The organism is Pontibacter coccineus, from assembly GCF_030546575.1.
GTDB classification, from domain to species: domain Bacteria; phylum Bacteroidota; class Bacteroidia; order Cytophagales; family Hymenobacteraceae; genus Pontibacter; species Pontibacter coccineus.
This window is the reverse complement of sequence record NZ_JAUOTN010000002.1, coordinates 250,163-267,543: the sequence shown is the minus strand read 5'-3', so window position 1 is coordinate 267,543 and position 17,381 is coordinate 250,163. Positions and strand designations below refer to the sequence as shown.

General features: G+C 51.0%; 17 protein-coding genes and 1 riboswitch. Of the genes, 9 read left to right on the top strand and 8 right to left on the bottom strand.

The genetic code is table 11. The features are described 5' to 3' along the window. Positions 1-127: 127 nt before the first annotated feature. Positions 128-319 carry a hypothetical protein gene (locus Q4E40_RS05130; protein WP_076669372.1) on the top strand — a complete coding sequence of 64 codons (192 nt, stop codon included), beginning with the start codon at positions 128-130 and terminating at the stop codon, positions 317-319. Here the strand turns inward: Q4E40_RS05130 and queG are convergent. After that, entirely contained in the window at positions 310-1,257 is a 948-nt protein-coding gene (gene queG, locus Q4E40_RS05125) for a tRNA epoxyqueuosine(34) reductase QueG (protein ID WP_425475170.1), read from the bottom strand. The genes Q4E40_RS05130 and queG overlap by 10 nt on opposite strands. A gap of 278 nt (positions 1,258-1,535) precedes the next feature. Here queG and Q4E40_RS05120 point away from each other — a divergent pair, with 278 nt between their 5' ends. After that, positions 1,536-2,456, top strand: coding sequence for a BRCT domain-containing protein (locus Q4E40_RS05120; protein ID WP_303410450.1), 921 nt, complete (start codon positions 1,536-1,538; stop codon positions 2,454-2,456). A gap of 92 nt (positions 2,457-2,548) precedes the next feature. Here the strand turns inward: Q4E40_RS05120 and ruvB are convergent, their stop codons facing one another. Then, a complete protein-coding gene (gene ruvB, locus Q4E40_RS05115; RefSeq protein WP_303410448.1) occupies positions 2,549-3,592 on the bottom strand; it encodes a Holliday junction branch migration DNA helicase RuvB in 1,044 nt (347 codons plus the stop codon). A 210-nt stretch (positions 3,593-3,802) separates the two neighbouring features. On the opposite strand from ruvB, the gene Q4E40_RS05110 reads away from it, so the two are divergent. Next, positions 3,803-4,306, top strand: coding sequence for a phospholipase D-like domain-containing protein (locus Q4E40_RS05110; protein ID WP_303410446.1), 504 nt, complete (start codon positions 3,803-3,805; stop codon positions 4,304-4,306). 125 nt (positions 4,307-4,431) lie between these two features. After that, positions 4,432-4,803 carry an endonuclease domain-containing protein gene (locus Q4E40_RS05105; protein ID WP_303410445.1) on the top strand — a complete coding sequence of 124 codons (372 nt, stop codon included), beginning with the start codon at positions 4,432-4,434 and terminating at the stop codon, positions 4,801-4,803. Between the two features lie 108 nt (positions 4,804-4,911). On the opposite strand, the gene Q4E40_RS05100 is transcribed toward Q4E40_RS05105, so the two are convergent. Together Q4E40_RS05100 and Q4E40_RS05095 are read right to left on the bottom strand one after the other, a co-directional pair. After that, on the bottom strand, positions 4,912-6,090 hold the full coding sequence (locus Q4E40_RS05100; protein ID WP_303410443.1) for an acyl-CoA dehydrogenase family protein: 1,179 nt from the start codon (positions 6,088-6,090) through the stop codon (positions 4,912-4,914). An 894-nt stretch (positions 6,091-6,984) separates the two neighbouring features. Next, a complete protein-coding gene (locus Q4E40_RS05095; RefSeq protein ID WP_303410442.1) occupies positions 6,985-9,462 on the bottom strand; it encodes a TonB-dependent receptor in 2,478 nt (825 codons plus the stop codon). A gap of 65 nt (positions 9,463-9,527) precedes the next feature. Further along, positions 9,528-9,625, bottom strand: a riboswitch (TPP riboswitch). Between the two features lie 36 nt (positions 9,626-9,661). Here Q4E40_RS05095 and Q4E40_RS05090 point away from each other — a divergent pair. Together Q4E40_RS05090 and Q4E40_RS05085 are read left to right on the top strand one after the other, a co-directional pair. Further along, positions 9,662-9,829, top strand: coding sequence for a hypothetical protein (locus Q4E40_RS05090; RefSeq protein WP_303410440.1), 168 nt, complete (start codon positions 9,662-9,664; stop codon positions 9,827-9,829). 33 nt (positions 9,830-9,862) lie between these two features. Then, positions 9,863-10,111 carry a hypothetical protein gene (locus tag Q4E40_RS05085; RefSeq protein WP_076669363.1) on the top strand — a complete coding sequence of 83 codons (249 nt, stop codon included), beginning with the start codon at positions 9,863-9,865 and terminating at the stop codon, positions 10,109-10,111. 79 nt (positions 10,112-10,190) lie between these two features. On the opposite strand, the gene Q4E40_RS05080 is transcribed toward Q4E40_RS05085, so the two are convergent. The 4 genes from Q4E40_RS05080 to pnuC all read right to left on the bottom strand — a co-directional run bounded on the left by Q4E40_RS05080 (position 10,191) and on the right by pnuC (position 12,984). Next, on the bottom strand, positions 10,191-11,066 hold the full coding sequence (locus tag Q4E40_RS05080; protein WP_303410438.1) for an aldose 1-epimerase family protein: 876 nt from the start codon (positions 11,064-11,066) through the stop codon (positions 10,191-10,193). A 14-nt stretch (positions 11,067-11,080) separates the two neighbouring features. Next, positions 11,081-11,602 (bottom strand): AAA family ATPase, encoded by a 522-nt coding sequence (locus Q4E40_RS05075; protein ID WP_303410436.1) that lies wholly within the window; start codon positions 11,600-11,602, stop codon positions 11,081-11,083. A 435-nt stretch (positions 11,603-12,037) separates the two neighbouring features. After that, complete coding sequence (locus Q4E40_RS05070; protein ID WP_303410434.1) at positions 12,038-12,214, bottom strand: hypothetical protein; 177 nt, start codon at positions 12,212-12,214, stop codon at positions 12,038-12,040. A 146-nt stretch (positions 12,215-12,360) separates the two neighbouring features. After that, entirely contained in the window at positions 12,361-12,984 is a 624-nt protein-coding gene (gene pnuC, locus Q4E40_RS05065; RefSeq protein ID WP_303410432.1) for a nicotinamide riboside transporter PnuC, read from the bottom strand. 106 nt (positions 12,985-13,090) lie between these two features. Between pnuC and Q4E40_RS05060 the strand changes: the two genes are divergently transcribed. The 3 genes from Q4E40_RS05060 to Q4E40_RS05050 all read left to right on the top strand — a co-directional run bounded on the left by Q4E40_RS05060 (position 13,091) and on the right by Q4E40_RS05050 (position 17,372). Next, positions 13,091-13,408: a rhodanese-like domain-containing protein gene (locus tag Q4E40_RS05060; protein WP_303410431.1), complete on the top strand. Its 318-nt coding sequence runs from the start codon at positions 13,091-13,093 to the stop codon at positions 13,406-13,408. Positions 13,409-13,623: 215 nt separating this feature from the next. Continuing rightward, positions 13,624-15,093 (top strand): IMP dehydrogenase, encoded by a 1,470-nt coding sequence (gene guaB, locus Q4E40_RS05055; RefSeq protein WP_303410430.1) that lies wholly within the window; start codon positions 13,624-13,626, stop codon positions 15,091-15,093. Between the two features lie 203 nt (positions 15,094-15,296). Further along, a complete protein-coding gene (locus Q4E40_RS05050; protein WP_303410429.1) occupies positions 15,297-17,372 on the top strand; it encodes a SpoIIE family protein phosphatase in 2,076 nt (691 codons plus the stop codon). Positions 17,373-17,381 lie beyond the last annotated feature (9 nt).

The window sequence follows — 17,381 nt, the reverse complement described above, 5'->3', positions numbered from 1 at the left end:
TCGGCTTGTTGTAGTCATTCAGAATCAGTTGATTAACATAGAATTTTACAAATTAATCAACTCTGAATGAACTTTTTAGACTAATTTCGTATATCAGATTAAGATACCGAAATACCAATAAACAATAATGCTGGAGTACGTTAAAACGATCTTGTTGAAGGTGAGCTTTGACAAAATGCTGTTTGAGAAAGAACTGAGAAAGGCCTTTAAAGTGCTGATTCCCGAAGAACTCAAGCAGTTGAAACAGTGGTGCTATGAAAAATTTTCGGAGATGTACCTTTACGTGCTGAACAAGGTATTCTCCAGAGCTCAGGTCTGAGCGTCGGGGCTTTGCTCCACGAAACGGATATTGCGCACTAGGCCATTGTAACCTGTTCGTTTCACAGCTGATTTCTTGAACAGCTGCGCAAAGACCTCCTGTGTGATTTCCTCCCAGTCCGACTTCTTCATTTCCTTCAGCTGAGGGTGCGGCTCAAAGGCAGGCTCCTGGTGCGTTTTGCTAAAGCGGTTCCAGGGGCACACATCCTGGCAGATGTCGCAACCGAAAATCCAGTTGCCAAACTTCCCGTTCATTTCCTGCGGCAGCTGGTCTTTCAGCTCGATGGTGAAGTAGGAGATACACTTGCTGCCGTCTACCACATAGGGCGCCACGATCGCATCTGTCGGGCAGGCATCCAGACAGCGGGTACAGGAGCCACAGTAGTCTTTGATCGGCCCGTCGTACTCCAGGTCCAGATCGATGATCAGCTCAGCAACAAAATGAAAACTCCCTGCCTGCGGCGTGATCAGGAGGGTATGTTTACCAACCCAGCCCAATCCGCTTTTCGAGGCCCAGGCCTTGTCGAGCACCGGGGCCGAGTCCACGAAGCAGCGGCCGCCGACTTCGCCTATTTCCTCATTGATGTAGTTCAGCAGCGTCTTTAGCTTGTCTTTGATCACGAAATGGTAGTCGGTACCGTAGGCGTACTTCGACACGTTGTAGGTATCCTCTCCAGACTGCTGGTTCTCCTTCTCGGGGTAGTAGTTGAGCAGCAGCGACACCACCGATTTGGCCCCCTCCACCAGCAGCCGTGGGTCCAGCCGCTTGTCGAAGTGGTTTTCCATGTAGCGCATCTGCCCGTGCATGTTCTGCTTCAGCCAGTTCTCCAACCGCGGCGCCTCCTCTTCCAGAAAATCGGCCTTGGAAATGCCACAGAACATAAAGCCCAGCTCCTGCGCTTTCTGCTTGATAAGGTATGTGTTGTGTGCTTTGTTCAAAATATGCGTGCCGCTCAGGTATAGCTATACCTTGAGGAGAACAAATTTAGTGAGAAATAAGTCCGATTCGAATTACAATGTTTAATAAGGCACTACAATGGGGTAGAAGAGTTAGGGCATTTGCATGTTGGAGCAATCTAAATCGCAACTACGTCTTAGATAGATAGAGTTACACTTTAAGTTATTTCTAAAAGCTTGTTGACTCATGCAGAAAACTATTAAATAATATTAATATTTAATATATTAGTCACATAATCCCCACCTAAATACAAAATTTTATGAAAACAGATAATTATGAGAGCCTGGGTTATAGACAATATACCAGCCTAAGTGAAATGGATAAGGCCATCAATTCACTAAAAGGAATTCTATTGGGTATATCAATGGATAACGAGGTGAATGATGCGGAATTGAATGAGCTACTCCTCTGGTGTGACAAACATAAAGATCTGATAAAACGAAACCCTTTCAAGAATCTAATACAAACCATATATGAGGCTGTAAGCACCAGAGAAAACCGGCTAGAACTGATGGAGGATATCTACTGGTTATGCGAGAGATATGCTACTGATCAAAACATAGCCTTTTATGACCTGGCTACAGCTGATCTTCAAACATTACAGGGACTTTGCCATGGCATATTATCTGATGGCCAAATCAAAGACACTGAGATAAAGAAACTTGATCAATGGTTAGAGCAACACGAGCATCTAAACACCTATTACCCTTATGATGAGATATATACACTCATTACAAGTGTACTTGCAGATGGCAAGATAGATGATGTGGAACGCAAGCGCCTAATGGCTTATTTTGCAGAATTTGTGAAGTTAACTGATGAGGCCCTTACGCAGAAAATAACAACAGAGATTTCGGATATCAAGATCGATGGCATCTGCACCGCAAATCCTCAAGTAATATTCGATGGAAGTCAATTTTGCCTGACCGGACTATTCAGCAGAGGAACTAGAAAAGAACTGGAACTTGAGATTCGAAATTTAGGAGGCATAATTAACAGCGATGTCACTAAAAAGACTAATTTCCTTATTGTTGGTGACAGTGGGAACCCCTGCTACGCTTTCGCTTGCTATGGCAGGAAGGTAGAGAAAGCTATCGGCTTGCGTAAACAAGGACTCAAAATTTCCTTGATTCATGAATTTGACTTTTGGGACACTATAGAAGATTCAAAGTATAATTAACATTCTTGTTATAGCAGACGATCATTTCATCATATACTAAACAAAAAAAGCAGGCCTACAGCCTGCTTTTTTCATATATCACAAACAAATTATTACTCAGCCTGATCAAACAAACCACCAGCTACAACCTGCTGCGGTGGAATTTTGCCTAAATGGCGGTAGGCAGCTTCTGTTGCTTCACGTCCGCGGGCGGTGCGCTTGATGTAGCCTTCCTGGATCAGGAAAGGCTCGTATACCTCCTCAATCGTCTCTGCCTCTTCGCCGCAAGCCGTCGCGATGGTAGATATACCTACCGGCCCGCCTTTGTATTTGTCTATGATGCAGGACAGGATACGCTTGTCCATATCGTCGAGACCGTTGTGGTCTACGTCCAGGGCATGCAAGGCAAACTTGGCTATCTCCACATCGATGGTACCATCGCCCTTTACCTGCGCAAAGTCGCGGGTACGGCGCAGCAGGTTGTTGGCGATACGCGGCGTTCCTCGGCTACGGCGGGCAATCTCGAAAGCAGCATCGGCATGTATAGGAGCTCCCAGTAAAGCTGAAGAGCGCTTCACAATCGAAGTCAGCAACTCGGCATCATAGTACTCCAAGCGGCTGTTGATACTGAAACGCGCGCGCAGCGGCGCTGTCAGCAAGCCAGAGCGGGTCGTGGCACCGATCAGCGTAAACGGATTCAGGCTGATCTGCACAGAGCGGGCGTTCGGACCCGAATCGAGCATGATGTCGATCTTGTAGTCCTCCATCGCCGAGTACAGGTACTCCTCCACAATCGGGTTGAGGCGGTGTATCTCATCGATGAAGAGCACGTCGTTCGGGTCGAGGTTGGTGAGCAGACCTGCCAGATCGCTGGGCTTGTCCAGCACTGGTCCGGAGGTCATTTTTATACCTGCGTCCAGCTCCGAGGCAATGATGTGCGACAGCGTAGTTTTGCCCAGGCCGGGAGGTCCGTGCAGCAGCACGTGGTCCAACGCCTCGCCACGGTTCTTGGCCGCCAGCACAAATATCTTGAGGTTCTCCACCACTTTGGCCTGCCCCGTAAAGTCGGCAAAGCTCAGCGGACGAAGCGCCTTGTCTATGTCTTTTTCGACCGGCGACATGTAGTCGTTACTGCCAGTCAGGTAATCTTCTCTCATAAAAATGCTATGTGATTTAGCGCTTTCTGCTATACCTAAAGGTAACAGTTTAAGCGTTGCTTTCGCTCCATTTCTGCCTACGAATTTACTAAATTTTGCTAACTATTTTATAGTTGTTCACCAAAAATCTAATTAGGTTAGCAAACCAAAGGATTATTTTAGAAATCTGATGGGCCTGTAGTACCTTACGAGCGCCAAAACAACCTCCGTATGCATACTCATCAGCAAAAAATCACCAGCCATGCCTTCTTCAGCCCCGGCGACGACTGTCTCAACGCCATCATCGCCTGCATGGACGCGGCAGAAGAAAGCGTGAAAATATGCGTGTTCACGATCAGCGACAACCGTATTTCTGACGCCATTGTGCGGGCGTATAAACGAGGCATTGCCATCAAAATCATGACGGACAACCACAAGCTGCACGATGCAGGGTCAGACATACAGGAACTAGCCGCCAGAGGGCTGGAGGTGCGGATTGACAAAACGCGCAACCACATGCACCACAAGTTCGCCATTTTTGATGAGGTGCAAGTGCTGACCGGCAGTTATAACTGGACCCGCAGTGCCGCTTTGTACAACCACGAGAACATCCTGATCACCGACAACCCCAGCATCGTGCAGGATTTCAGCGAAGAGTTTGACCGGCTTTGGCAGGAGATGATGAAGTACAACCCCGGCGGCCGAAGCAGGGATGCGTTTTGGGACGGGCTTTAAAGTGATTAAGCCGCAAAATTTTCCCACTCTACAGGATCAGGGCATTGACGAATATTAGCTTAGAATAATGGTTTAGGAACAATTCCCCTCCTCGGAGGGGTTAGGGGTGGGTTAATCGTGCATATATGAAACGGCAAATCATACCTTATAAGCCTTACCTAAGATCGCTGGCAAAACAACTGCGACAAAACAGTACACTATCTGAAGTCCTACTTTGGAATGAACTGAAGAACCGCCAACTTCTAGGTTACGACTTTGACAGACAAAAACCGCTGGATAGCTTTATAGTCGATTTTTATTGCAAAGAGCTACAGTTAGCCATTGAAGTAGATGGTGATTGCCATGATTATAGTTTTGAAGAAGATGCTAAACGGCAGGCAACCTTAGAAAAATTAGGAATTAAATTCCTGCGATTCAATGATAGAGAAGTAAAACAAGAGTTAAGCAATGTGCTTCGAACAATTGAAGCATGGATAATAGCGAACCAGAAAAAGTAAAACCCACCCCTAACCCCTCCGAGGAGGGGAATAAAAAAGGCAGCCACTTCCGTAGCTGCCTTTTTTATATTTACATGTCCTCCCGTTTTTTAGAGGACTTGGTGGGGTCTATTTAAACGCCGGTATACCTGTGATATCAGCCCCTGTGATGAGCAGGTGAATATCGTGGGTGCCTTCGTAGGTGATCACCGACTCGAGGTTCATCATGTGGCGCATGATCGGGTACTCGCCCGTAATGCCCATACCGCCGTGGATCTGCCGCGCCTCGCGGGCGATGTGCAGGGCCATGTCCACGTTGTTGCGCTTGGCCATCGAGATTTGCTGCGTAGTGGCTTTGCCTTCGTTTTTCAAGGTGCCCAGTCTCCAGGCCAGTAGTTGCGCTTTGGTAATTTCAGTGAGCATCTCAGCCAGTTTCTTCTGCGTGAGCTGGAAAGCTCCGATCGGCTTGTCGAACTGGATGCGCTCCATGGCATACTTGCGTGCCGACTCGTAGCAGTCGATGGCCACGCCGATGGCGCCCCAGGCGATGCCGTAGCGCGCAGAGTCGAGGCAGCCGAGCGGACCGCGAAGACCTTCTATGTTCGGCAGCAGGTTTTCTTTCGGCACTTTCACGTTGTCGAACACCAGCTCGCCGGTGCAGCTGGCGCGCAGGCTCCATTTGTTGTGAATTTCCGGCGTAGAGAAGCCTTCCATACCACGCTCCACGATCAAGCCTTTGATGCGGCCTTCTTCGTTCTTGGCCCACACCACAGCCACCTGACACTCCGGTGAGTTAGAGATCCACATCTTAGCGCCGTTGAGCAGGTAATGGTCGCCCATGTCCTTGATATTGGTCGTCATACCACCTGGGTTAGAACCGTGGTCTGGCTCTGTCAGGCCGAAGCAGCCCAGCCACTCGCCGCTTGCCAGCTTGGGCAGGTACTTATTGCGCTGCTCCTCGGAGCCATACGCATAGATCGGGTACATCACCAGCGAGCCCTGCACCGACGCGGTAGAGCGCATACCGGAGTCACCACGCTCGATCTCCTGCATGATGATGCCGTAGCTGATGTAGTCCAGACCGCCACCGCCGTACTCGGCAGGTATAGTCGGGCCGAAAGCGCCCACATCACCGAACTTCTTCACGATTTCGGAAGGGAAGTGCGCGTCCTGCGCCCATTTTTCGATGTTCGGAGAAATCTCGCGCTTCACAAATTCGCGCAGGGACTGGCGTATGAGGATATGCTCCTCGGTCAGCAAGTCGTCAATGTTATAGTAGTCTGGGGCTCCTGATGATTCGTAGGCCATAGCTTATTTCGTTGTTTTAAGGAAAGGGTAATACGCAAATATAACAAGATTTCTGAATCAGGGTTTGTTGAAGGGTTAAATTGCTAAATGGTTGAATTGTTAGCCGGTTGATTGGTTAAATTATTGAATAGTTGAAACGTTCAGGGCATCATTAACCCATCCCTGTCACTCCGATTGGGGAATTTTCCTGTAAGATTCTGGCAGGTGCGCTGGTGCTGTACTTGGACAGGTATAGAGGAGCAAGATTCGGGCAGGTATACAGGTGCATGCTTGCTGTTAAATGATGCAGACAGGTATACCGTAGCATGATTCAGGCAGGTATAACGGTGCAGGATTGCCGGTGCACAATTCGGACAGGTCACTGTCCCTACAGACGATCACATTTTCTTAAAAGGCTTTTCTACAAGGCTCTTCGGGATTTATCAATCCCGAAGCAAACTGCCGGGGATTTCCTAATCCCCGTGTGTCGGTTTTAGCGCCCTTTCGGACATCCGTGTCCGAAAGTAGTTCTGCCGGGGACATCCTTGTCCCCTATACCTGAAAAACTAGATCAGCATACGGGGATGTGGACATCCCCAGCAGATGGCTTTCGGACATGGATGTCCGAAAGAGCACTCGAAAGAGCGCTCAGTGACTGCTTGGGATTTTTCAATTCCCGTTTCTCTGGAGACTTACAAAAGTTGCGGCAGGGCCCTCTTTCAGACTCAAATGAACATAACTGGATCAGCCTTAGCCAACTTCTATTAAATTCTTAGGTTAGCAGCATTGGGTCGCACCCTGTACCAATCGTGCACTGATCAATTCAACCATTTAACAAATTAACCATCCTGCAAACTCCCATCAAAAAAAGGCCCCACCAATTGGCGGGGCCTTTCCAAAAAAACGCAATCAATCTTAAAATCTTAACCCTACCGAGGCCAAAAAATTGCGTGTGGCCTGCGGGTAGTAGAAGTTCTCGGTTGTTACACCTCCTCCCGCTATGTAGCTGTAGGTATAGCCATTGGCAGCATAGCGCTCGTTGAAGATATTGTTGACCAACAGGCCAAGCTCCAGGCCTTTCAACACACCTGTGAAACCGGTGGTATAGCGCAGGCGCAGGTCGCCCACCTGGTAAGCAGGTATAATGCGGTTCTCATTCTCGGTGTTATCCAGATACTGCTTGCTCACCGTTTTGTAAATAAAAGCCGCCTTCAGCCCTTTCAACACCTCCACCTCTAGCTGCGTAGCCGACACAAAATCAGGGGAATAGGCAATGGCCGACTCGCTGTAACGGTTCAGGGCCTGACCGCCATTGTCGTAGTCGTCGATGAACTCTTCAAAGTTGCGCACTTTGTTCTGGCTGTAGCTCAGGTTGCTGCTCAAACTGGCCAAACTACCCAGGCGAACTGCGCCGGCCAACTCTATACCTTGGCGGTAGCTGCGGTCAATGTTCGTGCGGGTATAAGCACCCACATCGTTGATCTCGCCCGTGAGCACCAGCTGGTTTTTGTAGTCCATGAAGAAGTAATTCGCCTCCAGGCTCGCGCCCAGTTCTCGGCCTGCCAGCTCACCCAGCGCCAGCTGACCACGGTAGCCGGCCTCTGCGTTGCGCAGCGTCTCGTGCTTCGGACGGCTGGCAGCGGTAGACTCGGTAAAGTCGTCGCGCACCGGCTCACGGTTACCAATGGCATAAGAAGCGTAGAGCTGATGCCCCGGCATAAACTCGTAGCTTATACCTGCCTTGGGGTTATAAAAGGTAAAGTCCACCTCCTGCTCCAGGTTCACGAAGTTCTTGTCGATGCCCTCGAAGGTATAATTCACGTTCCGCACCTGCATGTCACCAAACAAACTCAGCTGATCCGTCAGGCTGTAGGTCACTTTACCGAAAATATTGAAGTCGGTCTTCACGGCATTGTTGTCGTAGTAGCGATCGCCCAGGTTGGACGTAGAGGCGAACCTGGCCCAGATTACCTCCCCGAAGTGATCGCCGTCGTACCTGTTCCAGGCACCGCCCAGGGTCGCATTCAGGCGAGGCGTTGGATTGTACTGCAAGGCATAGGTGGCACCGAAAAAGTGGTTGTCGAGCCAGCGGCGGCGGATCAGGTCGGTCCGGCTGATCGTCTCCTCTCCTACCTCCACATTCGGCAAACCGTAGTTCGAGAGCTTGTCGTTGTTTCGGAACTGCTCGTAGTAGCCGCGGCCATAGGTATAGTGCAGCGCGCCGGAGAAAGTAAGCTCCGGTGAGAAATCGTGTGACAGGTGCAGTTGGTAGTGGTCCTGCTGGTAGTTGTCGGTTTCGTTGTCGTAGGTGTAGTAGTTATACCGGCGGCCGGCGGTGCGCAGGTTCTCCAGGTCGCTGCCTTCTATCCCGTTACGGTCGATGTAGGCCTGCAGATCGGCTTCGTTGCCATAAACCAGCGCCTCCGGCGTGCCGTACCAGGCCTGGTAGGTTTGCTCCTGTCCCGAGAAGGTCACGAACTTCACCGTGGTTTTGTCGCCATAGTAGCCTCCCGAGAAGTACATGGATTTCAGGTCAGAGAAGGCCCGGTCGATGTAGCCGTCGGATTTGATGCGCGACAAACGGCCGTCGAAGGCGAACTTGCCGTTGATCAGACCCGTGCCGAAGCGCACGTTGTTTTTCCAGGTGTTGAAAGATCCGTAGCTGTTGTCGGTTTCGGCATAGGCCTCGCGGCGCACCTGCTGCGTTTGGATGTTGATGCTGGCCCCGAAGGCGCCCGCACCGTTGGTGGAAGTGCCCACGCCGCGCTGTACCTGTATGTTTTCCACAGACGAGGCAAAATCCGGCATGTTCACAAAGAAGGTGCCGTGGCTCTCGGAGTCGTTGACAGGTATACCGTTCACGGTCACGTTGATGCGCGTGATGTCGGAGCCCCGTATGCGGATGCCGGTATAGCCTACGCCGCCGCCGGCATCAGAATTCACTACTACCGATGGCACTTGCTCCAACAGGTATGGCAGGTCCTGCCCAAAGTTACGCTCGTCAATTTCCTGACGACTTACATCGGTAAAAGTGGTCCCTGTCTTCTCGTTGGCACGGGTAGACGATACCAGTACTTCACCCGTGTTCACACTGGTTGGCTGCAAGGCCAGACGAAGTTCCGTGTCGGCGGTGAGTTGCACTTGTCTGCTCAGCTGGGTGTAGCCCAGGTAAGACACCTGCAAGGTATAGTTGCCGGCTGGCAGGTTTTGGAATTGGAATCGCCCATCGGGGCCGGACATGGTAACATGGCCGCTGCTGTTCAGTACGACGGTGGCTCCCGCCAGTGCCTCGTTTTTGGCAGCATCGGTTACGTAGCCGCCCAGCGTATACTGAGCGAGCAACTGCAATGGCAACAGCACGATGGCCGCCATCACAATCAGTAATTTTTTCATTTGGTGTGTAAGAAAAGAATAAGATGAAACATACAGACCTGCCTGGGGCCGGCAGCCTGCTTTACATTGTTTCCCCGTGTTTTTCCCTTCGCCGGCATTACCCGGATCAGGTTCAATGGGTATGATCTCAGCCCGTTGTTATAAGGCACCCCTAAACTGATACAAAGGTAGACCCGTTTTTCGATCAAAACAAAGTCCTATGGCGCAAAGAATGGCCAATCCACAGTATCAGTCAGTTAAGTACAATTTTATTTTAACAAAAGCCGATAACCACTTGCCTGCAAACTACGTTGAAAACAATACAAGGCACGTTTTCGAGCGTCCGCTCATAACCAAGCAGGATTTGCCAGGAAAACAGGCCGGCTGAAACAATTTTAGAGAGAGTTAAAGAAGAAATGTGATGATGATCAGCTTACTGTATACTTTAGCACTGCTAACGATACTGGCATACTACGCTTTCGCTCCACGCAAAAAATTCAGAGGGTCTTCCTCTACTGATAACGATGACGATGGAGGCGAGCCGCTAGGCGACGATCTGCCAGATCTGGACCTGCCACCCGGCATATCATTGCCTATCAATGATTATGAACCGCACTATGACCTGCGACGCATCAAGGTTCCCAAGTTTCCGGAGCCTTCCCTGCAATGAAATGAAACGTAATGAAACCAAAAAGCCCCCTGCGCGATGATTCGACAGGGGGCTTTTGGGTTAAAGAGCTAAAGTTCTGCTACAGCACTTCCATGGTAAAGGTGCGCTCAAACACATGCATAGGCCCAAGCAGGTTGATGCCCTCTTTTTTATCGAGTTCGCCCGACTCTCCGTCGCGGCCTGCTATACCGCACCAAGGCTCGATGCACAGGTAAGGCGATGGCCCCGGCTTCGCCCAGATACCCAGGAACGGAAAACCTGGAAAGGTCATCTCGATGCGGCGCTGGTTGGTGCGGCTACCCAACGACAGCTTGTCTGAGTTCAGGTTCTTGAATACGAGGGCATCCTTGTCAAAATAACTGCGCTTCAGGGGCAGCACCCGATCGTGCTCCAGCACTTTCGCCGTGTCGCCGCTCTGCAGCCCCTCGTCAGTGAGCAGGTAGCGGTGCAGGGTCTCCTCTTTATCAAACTCGATAAAGTAGTCTTCGTACTGCTCTCCGCCATAAAACGGCACGTTAAATCCGGGGTGGCCACCTATAGAAAAGTACATCCCTTTCTTGTCGCGGTTGAGCACCTGGTAAGTCACCGACAGCTTGTTATTCTCGAGCTTGTAAGCGATCAGGAGCCTGAACTTGAACGGGTATACCTGGTAGGTTTCTTCATCGTCTTCGAGTTCGAATACCAGCTTGTCGTCTTCCTCCTCGATTAGCTTGAACTCTTTGTGCCGTGCAAAACCATGACGTTTCAGGGCGAAAATCTCGTCTTCGTAGGTATAGGTTCCTTCGGGCAACTCTCCCACGATCGGGAAAAGGTTCGGTGCATGACTGCCCCATATTTCCGGGTCGGCCTGCCAGATAAACTCCAGCTCCTCGTCGAGCTTGATGAAGTGTTGTAACTCGGCGCCTTTGCTCTCGACGCCCACCTTAAAGTTATAGTTCTGTAAATAGTGTAGCATGGCAAGGTATAGTTTTAGGTATGTTGCCGGAGCAGAGCGTCGATGTACGCAGTGGCCTTATCGAACCGGTCTTCGTGCTGTCCGCTGATCTCCAGGTAGGGTACCTGCAGCGCTTCCAGCTCCCGTTTGTACCAGTCATAAAAATACTGGCGCAGGTGCGGATGCTCCCGCTGCGGATCAGGCTCCCACGGCAAATCAACGCCCATCAGCAGGTAAAGGTTGTAGTCCTGCTGCTTTAGTTTTTGCAGCACCCAGTCGGGGCACTCGCCGAAGGCATGCTCACTCCATATTTTGATCACCAGCAGGTCGGTGTCTGCGAAAATAATCCGGTTGGCCTGGGTCTGCATCTGCGCTTCCAATGCCAGCTGCCCTTTGGCGATCCGTTCCAGGTCCTGCAAGGTATAGGGCCTGTCGAGCGTCTCGACGTAGGTGCGGGCATATTCCGGCACCCACACGGTGTTGTAGCGCGCAGCCAACTGCTGCGACAGCGTGGATTTGCCCGTAGACTCAGGCCCTGTGATGGCGACTTTCAGCATACCGCAAAGGTAGGCCAATTATGCTGAAAGTCGCCACTACAGGGCCTGTCATAAATAAAGCTGCCACCAGCAGGTTTCCCCACCGGCGGCAGCCTTGTTTAACAGCCTCCTACTGTTTATATCATGCATTATTTCAATACCTGAATGGGCCGTCAATAATCCATTTCCGCTGAGGGTATAGCCATCAGTTAAGTTGGGCATCATGGATGTACTTCACTTCTAAAAGGAGCCGGCTTTAATTAAGTATACCCTGCCTATTATTATATAACTAAGGGATTTTCAGATAACTAGCAGATGAACAGTATGACTTGGCAAACGCTGCCTAACAGGAGGTATAAACGTACGGAGCATCACAAAAAAAGCGGGGACACATCCCTTAGAATGCGTCCCCGCTGTACTTTCCTCTCCGTCAGGTTGGATGAGACGGGTTATTTCTTAATTCTCGGTGAAGCTATAATCATAAAAATTATATACCTCTACCTCTTTGGGCTGCCGGTCACCATGCTGACAGAGTAGCAGGCGCTTGGGGCTTTCGTCCGGGGACTCATAGCCCCACTTCATACGGTTCTCGTACTTCAGTTCATCTGGCAATTCAATCTTGTGGTTCATCATACATAGTGTCATTGTAGCGTGGAACATAGGTACTCGCATACTTTGGCGCACTAAAATTCAACGATTGCCTCAGTTACACTCATGTACGGCACATACCATGCCATGACTGCATAAGATAAACACATAAAACAGGATATTTCCAACAATCACTTTATAACAGGAGCTGCAGCTTCCCTTTCCATGTCGCGCTTCCAATCCAGGTAGCCTATGGTAGCCAAAATCAGGAAGATGAAATACAGAAGCGCCGTTAGGTATAGCTCTTTATAAGTGAACACCCCGATGTACACGACATCCACAGCCAGCCATACCAGCCAGTTTTCCAGGCGCTTCTTGGCCATCATCCAGTAGGCCATCAGGCTCACCGCGGTCGTGGCTGAGTCGGTGTACGACAGGTCGGCATTGGTGTAGTTATCCAGGAAATAGCCAAGGCTAGCCGTGAACGCCACCACTAGCGCAATCATCACCCATAACTCCCGCTGCCCTACTCTGGTCACTTTCCTTTCGGTATGCCCGCTGCCGCCGTAGAGCCATTCGTACCAGCCATAAAAACTTGTGATGATGTAAAAGACATTGAGCCCCATGTCGGCATAGAGGCGGGCTTCGTAGAACACGAATACGTAGGCCGTCACACTCACCACACTGATGGGCCAGGTCCAGATGTGCTGGCGGGCCGCCAGCCATACCCCGGCTATACCTGTGATCACGCCTATTACTTCGACCAGGCTCATGGCCTGCAGTGCCGCTGTCATGCTGTTGTAAAAATCTGTCATCTATACCTGTGCAAGCCCATGTTTTGGACTAATTTGTTGGTAAGTTTGCAAATCGAAACCAAAACACCAAAGCTTAAGGTATAGCAAAGGCAGGAGCCCTACGACTATGGACGAGATTACAGCGCAGGAACTGAAAGAGAGACTAGGCCGCAGTGCCGAACTGCAGATTGTGGATGTGCGCGAGCCTGAGGAGTTTGCGATCTGTAACCTGGGTGGCGAGCTTATACCTTTGGGCGATTTGCCGAAGCAGGTAAACCGCATCCGGCGCGATGTGCCCGTGGTCATGGTTTGCCACCACGGCTTCCGCAGCGCGCAGGCCATCCATTACCTGACCCAGCGCCTCGGTTACGACAACCTCCTCAACCTGAAGGGCGGCATCCATGCCTGGGCAACACAGATTGATCCAACTATGCGGGTATACTAGGCATGCAGTACCGGATCCTCTCTAAATTACTTGTTTTCATCCCCTTTTTGTAATATTTCCCCTGGCGCAATCCTAGGGGGCATTTGACCCTAAAAAGCACCAAAGACGGAAGCCCTGTAGCACTACCCGAATAATTTTCTCACACCGCTTGCTAAATTATCCGGATTAATTTATGTAATTTTACGCGGCAAATAAGGACCCCTAATTTATTTGCCATGATCGCAGATCAATCCAAAATTGTATTTGAGGCACTCACCTACGACGACGTGCTTCTGCTCCCGGCCTACTCCGAGGTGCTCCCCCACAACACTGATACTTCCACACAGCTTACACGCAATATCCGCATTAACATTCCGCTGCTTTCCGCGGCTATGGACACGGTAACCGAAACTGAACTGGCCATTTCGATGGCGCAGGAAGGAGGCATCGGCATCATCCACAAAAACATGTCGATCAAGAAGCAGGCAGAGCAGGTGCGCAAAGTGAAACGCTCCGAAAGCGGCATGATCCTCGACCCGATCACCCTGCAGGAAGACGCCACGCTCGGCGATGCCATTCGCATCATGTCAGAGAACAAGATCGGTGGTATACCTATTATTAACGGACACGGCAAGCTAACCGGCATCCTCACCAACCGCGACCTGCGCTTTGAGAAGGACATGTCTCTGCCAGTAAGAGCTGTGATGACGACCGAAAACCTGATCACAGCCGCAAAAGGAACTGACCTGGCCAAAGCCGAAGACATTCTGCAGGAGTACAAGATCGAGAAACTGCCCGTGGTGGATGGTGAAGGCAACCTGGTGGGCCTGATTACCTACAAAGATATCCTCAAAAAGAAAGACCGTCCGAATGCCTGCAAAGATGAGTACGGCCGTCTGCGCGTAGGTGCCGCCGTGGGCGTAACCCCTGACGTGATGGACCGCATCAAGGCGCTGGTAGAGGCCGGCGTGGACGTGATCAGCGTAGACACAGCGCACGGTCACTCCAAAGGCGTGCTCGACGTAGTGCGCAAGATCAAGGAGAACTTCCCGAAACTGGAGGTAATTGCCGGTAACGTGGCCACCGCCGACGGCGCCAAAGCGCTGGCAGATGCAGGCGCCGACGCCGTGAAAGTGGGCGTGGGCCCGGGCAGTATATGTACCACCCGCGTGATTGCAGGTATAGGCATGCCGCAGCTGTCTGCCGTAATGGAAGCCGCCAGAGGCTTGCAGGGTACCGGCGTTCCGGTTATTGCCGACGGCGGCATCAAGTTCTCGGGCGACATCGTGAAGGCGCTGGCCGGAGGCGCGAGCACCGTGATGGTGGGCTCGCTGCTGGCTGGTACCGAAGAGGCTCCCGGCGAGATGATCATTTACGAAGGACGCAAGTTCAAGACCTACCGTGGCATGGGCTCTATCGAGGCGATGGAGGAAGGCTCGAAAGACCGCTACTTCCAGGGCAACGAAAAAGACAGCAAGAAACTGGTACCGGAAGGCATCGTGGGTCGCGTGGCCTACAAAGGTTTGGTATCGGAGGTGATCTACCAGTTGGTAGGCGGCATCCGCGCCGGTATGGGCTACTGCGGCACGCCGACTATACCTACCCTTCAGGAAGCCAAGATGGTGAAAATAACAGGGGCTGGCCTGCGCGAGAGTCATCCGCACGATGTGCACATCATGCGCGAGGCGCCGAACTACAGCCGCTAGTCATTTCATATATAGCATAAAAGAAGAAGTAGGTTGGCTTTTGTTAACCTACTTCTTCTTTTTTACGTTATGCAAGTTGTTCTTTCAAAACTCACCCCGACAACTTGGCCAAAGAGCAAAAAATTTTCTTACCTTACAAACTGATAAAGTCTCGGGCAAGCCATTTTCTGTCGCCAATAAAACTAAGCACGGTTTTCCGTTTTATGCTTTATAGAACCAACGCAAAATCTCTGTTTATTACCTCTGCCCTCATCAGCTGGTCACTCCTGCTGGCGAATGTGCTGTTGGCTGCTGAGAGTATGCACCGGGAGAGCTCCATTGCGCTGGATCTGCCTTTCGTCAACAACTTCCTGATCGTTGTCTTCATCATATCGGTGTTCGGCTTTCAACGCCTGAGCGCTGAGAACCTCAAAGGCATAGATTTTATCGGCTACCTTTGGAACATCTTCGCCAAAGGAGGTATAGCCGCCTACCTGAGCATCGCCCTGCTGATGGTATACCGAATGGTTACCAACTACTCCAGCGTGCAGTCGCCGCTGCTGCTGCACATGGTCTACCAGGTGAACTTTGGCTTGCTGGTGCTATTCCTGGCAAAGGCCTTTTATGTATGGCGCCAGTTGATCCTCTACCATAAAAACAAGTTTATCCAGATCGCCTGGGACTGGTACGAGATTCTGCTCTTCGCTACACTGATCCTAACGCTGCTCAACTTCAACTACAGCAGCCTGATCTTCCTGCCATTGCTGGGCCTTATCGGGCTCTATACCTTGTTTTTGTGCACCAATCTGAAGTGGGTCGCCTACCTGACGTTCAACAAAAAAGGCAGGTCGCTTATTTTGCTCGTGGCTATTTTACTTGCCTGTTACATCTTCGCTGACTTTTTCAACGGCTTTGCCGATAGTCCGCTGCTGGTGATCGATTACTCTGACGTGGGCTTCCTGCTGCTGGCCATGTTCTTTGTGGCCCTGTATACCCTGGCCTCTTTTCTGGTGGCGCTTTTCAGTCTGCCTACATCCAGCGTGTTTGAGCAGAAGAGCGAGGACCTGCTCAACTTCCAGCGCCTGAGCCAGTCCATACAGCAGGGACAGAGCGAGAAACAGGTATACGACATGCTCTTTGAGAGTACCGTGAAGGCATCGGATGCCAGCGCCGCCTGGCTTGAGATTTTCAAGGGCGAGAAAAAGGATGAAATAGAGCTGTGCCATCAGCTCACGATAGAAGAAGAGCAGATCAAGCGCATACGCCACCTGCTGCTGGCCTACAATATCCAGCACATCGACTACATCAACAACAACCTCGACCGCAACCCCGGCTTCCGTGACCTCACGCTGCCCTGGAAGTCGCTCATCATTCTGCCCATCAAATCCAAGAAACACCTGTTTGGGGTGCTATACCTGCTGAAGGACATTGAGCAGGGCTTTGACAGGGAGACTGTGAACGTACTGCGCACATTTACCAACCAGACCATTCTCACGATCGAGAACCTGCGCCTGGTACACGAGTCGCTGCAGAACGAACGTTATAAGGAGGAGCTTAAGATCGCCTCGGTGGTGCAGGACAGCCTGATACCGAAGAAATTCCCGAGCGACAGCTGGTTTGAGATCTCGACCTACGCTAAAGCTGCCAAGGAAGTGGGCGGCGACTTTTACGACTTCCTGCAACTGAGCGAGTCGCGCATCGCCATCATCATCGGCGACGTGTCGGGCAAGGGTATTTCGGCGGCCTTCCACATGGCCCAGATGAAGGGGATTTTCCATGGCCTGATGCAGCAGGATATGCCGCCAAGCGAGTTCATGAAACAGGCGAACAGCGCCCTGAGCCGCTGCCTCGAGAAAACCTCTTTTATCACTTCTGCGCTATACATCATTGATTATCGCATGAAGGGCTTTATGTTTGCCCGCGCGGGCCACTGCCATACCCTTTACTACAACTCCATGATGGACGACACCTTCTATTTTCAGACGGACGGACTGGGGCTTGGCATCATTCGTGATAAGAGCTACAACAACCATGTGCGGGAGATGTACTACGACTACAACCCAACCGACGTGATGGTGATTTACACGGATGGCATTGTGGAGGCCCGCAACCCTCAGAATGATGAGTATGGAGAGGACAGGCTGCGCTACATGCTCACCCAAACCTACCATCTGGAGGCCGAGGATATAAAATACGCTATTATCAACGACCTGCTGGACTTTACCGGGCCGACAGAAAACCTGTACGATGACCAGACGCTGCTCGTCATCAAATTTAAACCGACTCAACCTAGTGAATAGTTATACGTA

Bases quoted from the DNA above. Each gene is read 5' to 3' on its own strand.
- Q4E40_RS05130 (WP_076669372.1), top strand. From the start codon at position 128: ATGCTGGAGTACGTTAAAACGATCTTGTTGAAGGTGAGCTTTGACAAA.
- Q4E40_RS05120 (WP_303410450.1), top strand. From the start codon at position 1,536: ATGAAAACAGATAATTATGAGAGCCTGGGTTATAGACAATATACCAGC.
- ruvB (WP_303410448.1), bottom strand. From the start codon at position 3,592: ATGAGAGAAGATTACCTGACTGGCAGTAACGACTACATGTCGCCGGTC.
- Q4E40_RS05110 (WP_303410446.1), top strand. From the start codon at position 3,803: ATGCATACTCATCAGCAAAAAATCACCAGCCATGCCTTCTTCAGCCCC.
- Q4E40_RS05105 (WP_303410445.1), top strand. From the start codon at position 4,432: ATGAAACGGCAAATCATACCTTATAAGCCTTACCTAAGATCGCTGGCA.
- Q4E40_RS05100 (WP_303410443.1), bottom strand. From the start codon at position 6,090: ATGGCCTACGAATCATCAGGAGCCCCAGACTACTATAACATTGACGAC.
- Q4E40_RS05095 (WP_303410442.1), bottom strand. From the start codon at position 9,462: ATGAAAAAATTACTGATTGTGATGGCGGCCATCGTGCTGTTGCCATTG.
- Q4E40_RS05090 (WP_303410440.1), top strand. From the start codon at position 9,662: ATGGCGCAAAGAATGGCCAATCCACAGTATCAGTCAGTTAAGTACAAT.
- Q4E40_RS05085 (WP_076669363.1), top strand. From the start codon at position 9,863: ATGATGATCAGCTTACTGTATACTTTAGCACTGCTAACGATACTGGCA.
- Q4E40_RS05080 (WP_303410438.1), bottom strand. From the start codon at position 11,066: ATGCTACACTATTTACAGAACTATAACTTTAAGGTGGGCGTCGAGAGC.
- Q4E40_RS05075 (WP_303410436.1), bottom strand. From the start codon at position 11,602: ATGCTGAAAGTCGCCATCACAGGGCCTGAGTCTACGGGCAAATCCACG.
- Q4E40_RS05070 (WP_303410434.1), bottom strand. From the start codon at position 12,214: ATGATGAACCACAAGATTGAATTGCCAGATGAACTGAAGTACGAGAAC.
- pnuC (WP_303410432.1), bottom strand. From the start codon at position 12,984: ATGACAGATTTTTACAACAGCATGACAGCGGCACTGCAGGCCATGAGC.
- Q4E40_RS05060 (WP_303410431.1), top strand. From the start codon at position 13,091: ATGGACGAGATTACAGCGCAGGAACTGAAAGAGAGACTAGGCCGCAGT.
- guaB (WP_303410430.1), top strand. From the start codon at position 13,624: ATGATCGCAGATCAATCCAAAATTGTATTTGAGGCACTCACCTACGAC.
- Q4E40_RS05050 (WP_303410429.1), top strand. From the start codon at position 15,297: ATGCTTTATAGAACCAACGCAAAATCTCTGTTTATTACCTCTGCCCTC.